The organism is Armatimonas sp. (assembly GCF_031410135.1).
GTDB lineage: Bacteria > Armatimonadota > Armatimonadia > Armatimonadales > Armatimonadaceae > Armatimonas.
On record NZ_JANNYP010000904.1, the window covers coordinates 1 to 1,538 of the forward strand.

2 protein-coding genes are annotated in these 1,538 nt (G+C 58.1%); both read left to right on the top strand.

The window, feature by feature from the left end; translation table 11 throughout:
• Positions 1 to 54: 54 nt before the first annotated feature.
• Positions 55 to 462, top strand: a complete 408-nt coding sequence (locus tag RMO15_RS32240) for a hypothetical protein (RefSeq protein ID WP_309723131.1) — start codon at positions 55 to 57, stop codon at positions 460 to 462.
• 643 nt (positions 463 to 1,105) lie between these two features.
• The coding region (locus RMO15_RS32245) for a class I SAM-dependent methyltransferase (RefSeq protein ID WP_309723133.1) at positions 1,106 to 1,538 on the top strand (433 nt) is incomplete at its 3' end.

Genomic DNA, 1,538 nt, shown 5'->3' on the forward strand with positions numbered 1-1,538 from the left:
CTCGCAGGAGGCATGGTTCACCTTCCACAGAGTACGAGAGCGGAGAGTACGATAATGAGCAGCATGAGACGGGGGGTGCGTACGGAAGAGATGCAGGAGCAAGAGCGGAGCAAGTCTGGGCTTCTGCTCTGTGGGCGCTTAGCAAAAGAGGTGGGCCAGCACGATGATGCGGCGAAGCTCTTCGGAGAGGCGGCGGAGTTGGAAGAAGCCCTCGCCCTAGCTTACGCGGCGCAAGGGATCTCCGAGCAGGTCTGGCGGCACGAGTTCAGCGCGGCGGGTTGCTGGTTCCAGGCGGGTAACTTCCTGCGCTCGCTGGAGCTCTGCGACAAGCTCACGGCCACTGCTGATGCTCCCGAAACCCTGCGCGAGCGAGCCCGCTCCTACGCACAGACACTTCGAGAGCGGAGGGATCGCCTTTGGGCGGAGTTGCTCCAGTCTGAGCACACGCTTGTAGCCGCCTAAAGCCGAAGTTGTGTGGCCGTTGGTAGTATCTTGTGTGACCGTTGACTGACCGGCTGAAATGGGGTGCTTCCAGTATGCGGAAGTGCTCGGGAAGATTCTGGACTTGCTCTTTGAGCATCGCACTTAATTTTTTCCTCGGCAGAGTTTTTGTAGCATGGTAATACCAAGTGGTTTTCTCCGTCTACGAAGCTTGGGATGGTTAGTATTGGACGGCAGAGAGCGGCTGGCAACTGGCTCAGCGGGTACCGATCCACGCTTGGACGTGGCGCTTTCGCGTGCCCCTTGGCCACCTCGCTTTCCCCCCGCGCTGGTCGGTTGACCTTTCCGCCTGTTCGCTCGGGCGCATTTTCGATCCTTCAGTGGCTTGCTCCATCTAACGGGGATACTTCACTACTCCTCTCCCTCTTTTATGAGGAACTCCCCGACGATTCACCACTTGATTTTTTCGTTCTCCACAACTGGTTCGTGGTTTATGGAACGACTTTATCGCCGAACCGCATGAGTTCCTCTGTTCACGTCACGGTATGCCTAGCCTTAGAAGAAGGCGACACACTCGATTTTTGCCTTGGTTCATTTTTCCCCATGCCAACAGCCAGCCTCGGGGGATCGTTTCAACTACAACTTAAAGGAAACCTGGATTCGTATGACCTACATCATGGATAGCCCCACGGAGGGCAAGCGCTTGGAGGAGAAAACCGACGCGGAGCGTGTAGAGCGCGAGCTGCGCTGGATGGGGATTGCGCCGGGTCTGGATGTGCTCGAAGTGGGCTGTGGCACGGGCGCAGTTACACGAGCCGCCGCGCGACTAGCAACATTGGGACGTGTGGTGGGAGTGGATGCCAGCGCATCACGATTAGAGCAAGCCCAAGCATTCGCGGCAACCGAGCAGCTCGCCTGCACCTTCACGCAAGCCCAAGCGACCGCACTCCCCTTCGCCGCAAACTTCGACCTGACCTACGCCCGAATGCTCTTTGAGTACCTTGAGGAGCCTCAGCAAGCCCTCCAGCAGATGATCAAAGCAACACGGCCTGGTGGCACGGTCGCCGTTGCGGATCTCGATAGCCAGATCCTGAGCT

Bases quoted from the DNA above. Each gene is read 5' to 3' on its own strand.
- RMO15_RS32240 (WP_309723131.1), top strand. From the start codon at position 55: ATGAGCAGCATGAGACGGGGGGTGCGTACGGAAGAGATGCAGGAGCAA.